7 protein-coding genes and 1 pseudogene are annotated in these 5,874 nt (G+C 31.7%); all 8 read right to left on the reverse strand.

What is annotated here, in order from left to right:
- Positions 1–271: pseudogene (locus BLP58_RS11235) on the reverse strand (hypothetical protein); the annotation flags it as partial.
- Between the two features lie 336 nt (positions 272–607).
- Positions 608–916, reverse strand: a complete 309-nt coding sequence (locus tag BLP58_RS11240) for a helix-turn-helix domain-containing protein (RefSeq protein WP_049775987.1) — start codon at positions 914–916, stop codon at positions 608–610.
- On the reverse strand, positions 916–1,284 hold the full coding sequence (locus tag BLP58_RS11245) for a type II toxin-antitoxin system RelE/ParE family toxin (RefSeq protein ID WP_013854575.1): 369 nt from the start codon (positions 1,282–1,284) through the stop codon (positions 916–918). Before BLP58_RS11245 ends, BLP58_RS11240 begins: the two co-directional genes overlap by 1 nt.
- A gap of 111 nt (positions 1,285–1,395) precedes the next feature.
- Positions 1,396–2,559, reverse strand: a complete 1,164-nt coding sequence (gene dnaN / locus BLP58_RS11250; protein WP_074484280.1) for a DNA polymerase III subunit beta — start codon at positions 2,557–2,559, stop codon at positions 1,396–1,398.
- 314 nt (positions 2,560–2,873) lie between these two features.
- Positions 2,874–3,224 carry a hypothetical protein gene (locus BLP58_RS11255; RefSeq protein WP_005730021.1) on the reverse strand — a complete coding sequence of 117 codons (351 nt, stop codon included), beginning with the start codon at positions 3,222–3,224 and terminating at the stop codon, positions 2,874–2,876.
- 201 nt (positions 3,225–3,425) lie between these two features.
- Positions 3,426–4,475 carry an IS30 family transposase gene (locus tag BLP58_RS11260; protein WP_013854577.1) on the reverse strand — a complete coding sequence of 350 codons (1,050 nt, stop codon included), beginning with the start codon at positions 4,473–4,475 and terminating at the stop codon, positions 3,426–3,428.
- A gap of 99 nt (positions 4,476–4,574) precedes the next feature.
- Complete coding sequence (locus tag BLP58_RS11265) at positions 4,575–5,252, reverse strand: helix-turn-helix domain-containing protein (protein WP_013854578.1); 678 nt, start codon at positions 5,250–5,252, stop codon at positions 4,575–4,577.
- 307 nt (positions 5,253–5,559) lie between these two features.
- Positions 5,560–5,874 (reverse strand): transposase (locus BLP58_RS11270; protein ID WP_143000356.1); only part of this gene is annotated, 315 nt, incomplete at its 5' end.

The following is a 5,874-nucleotide window of genomic DNA, read 5'->3' on the forward strand; positions in this document are numbered from 1 at the left end:
TAAACGTTGGATACTTCTTAATAAGTTCAGCACGCTTCTTATCCCAGCTATCTTTAAGGTTATTCTGCTCAAAGAAATTATTGAACTTGTAATCTGCAATACCCTTGGTAGCATGATCTTTAACAAGTTTATCTAAGTATTGATCAATTAATTTAGGATCAAGAAATTTCAAGCATTCATTTTCAACTTGATTAAATTCTTCTTCAAACTTCTTTGAATTTTCATCACTTTCTTTTTTCATCAATTTCATTGCTGATTTTAGTGCTATCATGTTTTAATACCTTTCTTTCATTAAGATCTTCATAGTTTCATCTTCACATAAAACATAAAAAAAGAGTTGCAATGTAAATACAGCTCTTTTATCGCCTAATTCATCAATAGATGGGGAGGTATTCTTTGTCCTTCTTCCTAACTGTTTGTTCTTATTGCATAAAAAATTCTAGGGCTTTATACATTCTCTTTACCCTTTTAGTTCTTTGAACTAATGCAAACTTAATTTCTTTGACCTCTAGTAGGAAAATAGCTTCTTTTTTCGATACTGTTGTTTTCTTATCACAACAAAAAAAGGCCATACAAGTATATAACTTATATGGTCTTGAAAACAAAACTAAATATATTGTAATTTATTAGCTAAAGAGTTATCTTGCAACAGTAAAGTTAGCAATTTCCTAGCAGATTTATTTGGCTCGCTACGATTGCTTTCCCAAGCTTCTACTGTTCGCTTAGAAACACCAACTAAATTTGCTAAGCCTGCTTGAGTTGTCCCAATTTGGTGTCTTAATGTCTTAATAGTTTTGGCATTAAACTCGACTTTCACAGGTAATGGGACGTCTACAACTTCGACATGACTGTCATCACCATTTACATAATCGCGACAAATCTTTAATGATTCTAAAATAGTTGATTTACCCATCATTATCGCTCCTTTTTAAAGCTTTTAATAAAAGCTTTAATCTCATTTTTCTCAGTATCCGTTAAAGAAGACTTCTCTTTTTTCCCATAGACCGCCAAAAAGAAAGCACATTGCTCTTTCTCCTCAAAGACAAAGTAAATAGTACGATAACTGCCACTTTTACCTTTATTTGATTTTTTAGGAGCAAACCTCCATTTAATAGCTCCTCCTGTTCCTTGAATAATATCTCCAGGAAACTTATTACCGTAACTATTAATCGGAGCTTTCAATACATAATATAGGAAATTATGTTGTAAGTCCTCTCTATCTTCTAAGCTCAAACCTGCCTTACTCCATTGTCTCATAAATGGATCAGGATATATGAATCTCATAATGTCCTCTTCCTAAAGTTTTACTAAAAATAGTATACCATAAATACGCTTTTAGATATACTATTATATCGTACTATTGACATTATAGTTCAATAGTACTGCTCATCAAACTTAGTAAACCTTAATCGGCGTTACTAAGTTAATGATCTCACTTTGCTTATCCGTTAAGGGATTAACCAAAAATGGTCTTAACGGTTTCGTAAATGAAAATGCAACTTCATCAATTCCATCTTGTTTATAAACACGAAGAATTTCATAAAGATAATCAGGGTTTGCAGAAATTTCAAGCTTATCTCCATCAATATCAATAGATGTTACATCTTGTTGACAGTTACCGTACGTTTTAGCATTACTTGAAAGTGAAATACTCTTTTCAGCAGGATCAATGTTAAAAGTAACTACGTTGTTTTCTCCCGAATGAGAAATAAGACGGACACGATCAATGAACTCCATAAAACTTTCAGTATCAACCGAAAACTTGGTAGTTTCATCCTGTGGGATAAGTGCGTCTACTTGAGGATACTCTCCTTCAATAGTAGTTGAAACAAATTTAATCTCATCACCTATCTTTAAAATAAATTGGTCGTGATTACTTGATAATTGCAACTTACTTTTTACATATGGTAACAAAGATTGGATAAACTTAAGCGTATTAACTGATAATGTAGTATCAATTTTTTCCTTAACGCCTGTATCTTTCTGAATTTCAAAAGAAGACAATCTATGTGAATCTGTACCAATTGCTTTGATACTATCTGGCTTGATAATAAGGTGAACACCTTGTAGTATCTCTCGTCCTTGAGAATCAGCAGCTGAAAACAGCGTATTATGAATCAAATTGCGCATTTCTGCTGCATCCATTTCAAAATCAGATTGACCTTTTTCCACTTCTTTAGGTTTAGGAAAGTTGCTACTATCCATTGTATTAAGTTCATAAGATGACTTACCAAACTTAATTGTAGTAGTAATAGTATCATCTGATTCAATAGTTAGTTCATCAGTTGCCTTAATTTTCTTAATCATGTTTAAGAACAACTTAGCAGGTAGCAATACACTCCCATCACTGAAAGTAGTACAATCTTTATTATCTTGGAGCTTCATCGAAATTCCATATTCAGAATTTTGACTTGTAAAAGTAAGACCTTTACCAGCTTTAACGTCTAATTTAATCAATTGAAATGCTGGAATAGAAGAACGTTGATCTACTCCTTTAGCAATTACTGATACAACAATATTAAACTTTCTCAATTGTTCTGCATTAACAATAAACTTCATTTTAAATACCTCCAAAATTAAAAGGCACGACTTAAGTCGAACCTTTCTACAAATACTAAAATTTAAACAATATCGAGTGAATAAAACGATTTCACTTTAACTTTCCCAAAATAAAAAGACTATTCAGCACTCGAACCAAACAGTCTTCATAAACAATATAAAAATTGATAAACAATAAACAGCTAAACAACTAGCTTCAAACCAAATTCAACTGACAAAGTTGAATAAAAATCAAGAATCACAAAATAAATATTCTTGACTAATTAAAGTTTAACATCTTCTACTCAATTTGGGGTAGTTTTACAATTATAACTTTATTCTTTATCTAACTGATTAGCCCAATTCATTAACTCTTTTTTGCAATCAATCAATGTAGTATCTGCCAGAAATGATTCTGCCGTATCAAACCCAATAAATAAGTCAGTATCATTAATTTTTTCTTCTTTTCCTGCTGCAGTAATTGGCAAAAAAGCATCTACATATTCATTTAATTCATAAAAATCATCAAAATTATCACGATTTTTCTTTACTAAACTATAAATTGGGTCAGTTTCTTTTAGCTGAATATAACCTGTCCACCATTGTTTGCTATTATCCATAAAGGATTCTTTAAAAATATAGATGTTTCTACCATGATAATGTTGCTTCAAAGCTAACGTACTCATTTATCTATCTCATCCTCTTTCTTACAAATTGCTTTTTAAAATGTATAAATTAATTATACAAAATTTATATTTGTTTTATAAAAAATACTAATAAAAGCAAAGAATGGCTGACACTAGGAGACCGTAAAATATTTTGTGTAAGGATGAATTATTCCTTAATTTAATTTCCGCAAATTGCAATAATAAATTGAACACTTTTAGTTAAGCTGCTTGATAGATTAGATCTAATTCTCTTTCAAAGATTTCATCTGGTGTATGATAGGCCAGTATCTTTCTTGGCAAAGAATTGCACCAGGTTTCAATATTAATGATGTCTTGTAAAGAATAGTTAGCTATTGCTTCTCCTTTAGGAATGAATCTGCGAATAAGACCATTGTGTCTTTCAACTGTTCCCTTATCACAAGAAGTGTAAGGATGGGCATAGTAAACCAGTGTATTGGATGCTTTTTCTAGGTTGGAAAGATCTGCAAACTCTGAGCCATTATCAGTGGTAATGGTTTTAAAAATATCATTCCAATGTTCGCTGTATTGCCTTTGGAGTTCTTTAAAGGCCTGCATGACACTGACAGAAGTCTTGTCAGGAATACGAAGAATTAAAAACTCACGACTCATACGCTCAGATAAGGTTAGCAGCACCTCATCATCTTTGCTCTTATGTCCGAGAACTAAATCGCATTCCCAATGACCGAATTCATTACGTCTATTGATCTCTTTAGGACGTTCTTCAATGCTTCTGCCAAGTTTTTTCTTATTTTTGCGAATACGATGAAGCTTGGTATTGCGTTTAAGCTTCTCTGGCAAGTCGTAATTATGTATATCTAATAGACCTTGGTCGACATAATTGTAAAGAGTCTTAGTACAGACAACATCTCTGCTGCTAAATGCGCCAACAGCAGTGGCACGATTACTGCACACATCAAGCGACCAGCCGTCTTTAAAGAAATGCTTGTGGACATAGCGCATGAATTGAGTTTTCCTGAGAAAGTCTGATTTGCGCCCACAATTTTTACGATGAGCTTGATATGCATCATGCCCTTGAGTAGTCTTATATCTTTTGACTTTGCCATGATACAGTTCTACAGTACCGCGCTTAACCTCATAGCTGATAGTAGAAGGAGAACAGTTTAATTCACGGGCGATGGCACGCAAAGAATAGCCATCTTTCAAACGCAATTGAATAATAACTCTTTCCTCGAATGATAAATGCTTGCCTTTAATGTGCTGATTCATGGTAGAATGTAAAGAGTCCATTTTGACCTCGTTTCTAAATGTTGTGTGGTAACTACATTCTATCAAACAGGTCCGAATGGACTTTTTATTTTTTATCAAGTGTTCAATTTAATTTTACAATCAGCGTTTTAAATATTTCAAAGCATTTATAACATTTTTATTTATTTCGGAACTCCTTTTATATTTCCAATCAAGATAATTGCAACATAAAATAGCATATCGTTCTTTCATGCTTTCAGAAATCTTTTTAACATGAACAACTTTAGTAAAAAATAATCTCATTTCTATTTCAACTTCATCATTAGGAAGAATTAATAATGCGGTATTAAATAAACCCAGTGCATCAATATTTCTCATGCAGTTTGGATGACTATTAAGCGTATCAATTACTGATTGCTTAAATTCATTATTTAATTTATCCATATTACCTGTTAAAAATGCAACTGTAATTTTAGCTCTTTGCTGTAAATATTTATTAGACGCTTTAGTTTCTATTTGAACTAAGTACCTTTGAGCCATGTCTATTTTGTGGTTATTTAATGCTAATTGCATCCCATTAAATAGTTTATTTTCATATTGTCTACTTTCAGACATATACGTACTTTTCAACATTTCAAAAAAATCATCAATATCAATATTATTTTTAAATAATATTTTAACCAATGAATCACTACTAAGTTTTTGCTTTCCATTCACTACTTTAGAATAAGTCGCTTTAGAAATTACGCCAGCAGCCATTGCTTTAGCTGTCAATCCCAATTGTTTTTGTTCTTCTTTTAATGCTTCACCAATTGTCAAAATTTTCTCCTCTATGATTAATGCTGATATAAATATATCTAAAAAGCTCAAAATTCAATGTCGTAAAATTGAAATATCAATATTTTGAGCCTATTTTAATATCAATTTTCAATTATTTTTGATGCTTAGCTAAGTCATTTAAACCAGGCAAACTATTTAATTACTGATATTTTTTAACTTCTAAAATCCTAAGCAGAATGTGGCTGCTTAAAATAATTCATAAAATAACATAACTTCAAGAATTATTACTATCATTTCGTTATTTTATTTCAATTACTCAATTTTTATAAATATATTACGCGTGGTGCTAGTTAAATCGTTCTAGACAATAAGCCAAATTATAAGCTAAAATTGCAATTTCTAACCGGCTTTGAAAGCCTATCAGACTACGTGCTCGATTGTTCTCGGCATTGTAATAGGTCAGAAGCGAAAAGTCGCTTTCAATTGTTCTGCGAATAGCCATCAATTGATGATCATTGTGCTTTTTAGCTCCTGTCATATTTTTACGATATGGTGTCCAAAGTTCATAACCCATTTGTTTTAGCTGTTGATGCAGTTCTTTGCCTAAATAGCCTTCGTCGCCAAGAAGATAGTAATTAGATGGATGGGTATTTTCCATCAG

This window comes from Lactobacillus kefiranofaciens, from assembly GCF_900103655.1.
In the GTDB taxonomy this organism is placed as follows: domain Bacteria; phylum Bacillota; class Bacilli; order Lactobacillales; family Lactobacillaceae; genus Lactobacillus; species Lactobacillus kefiranofaciens.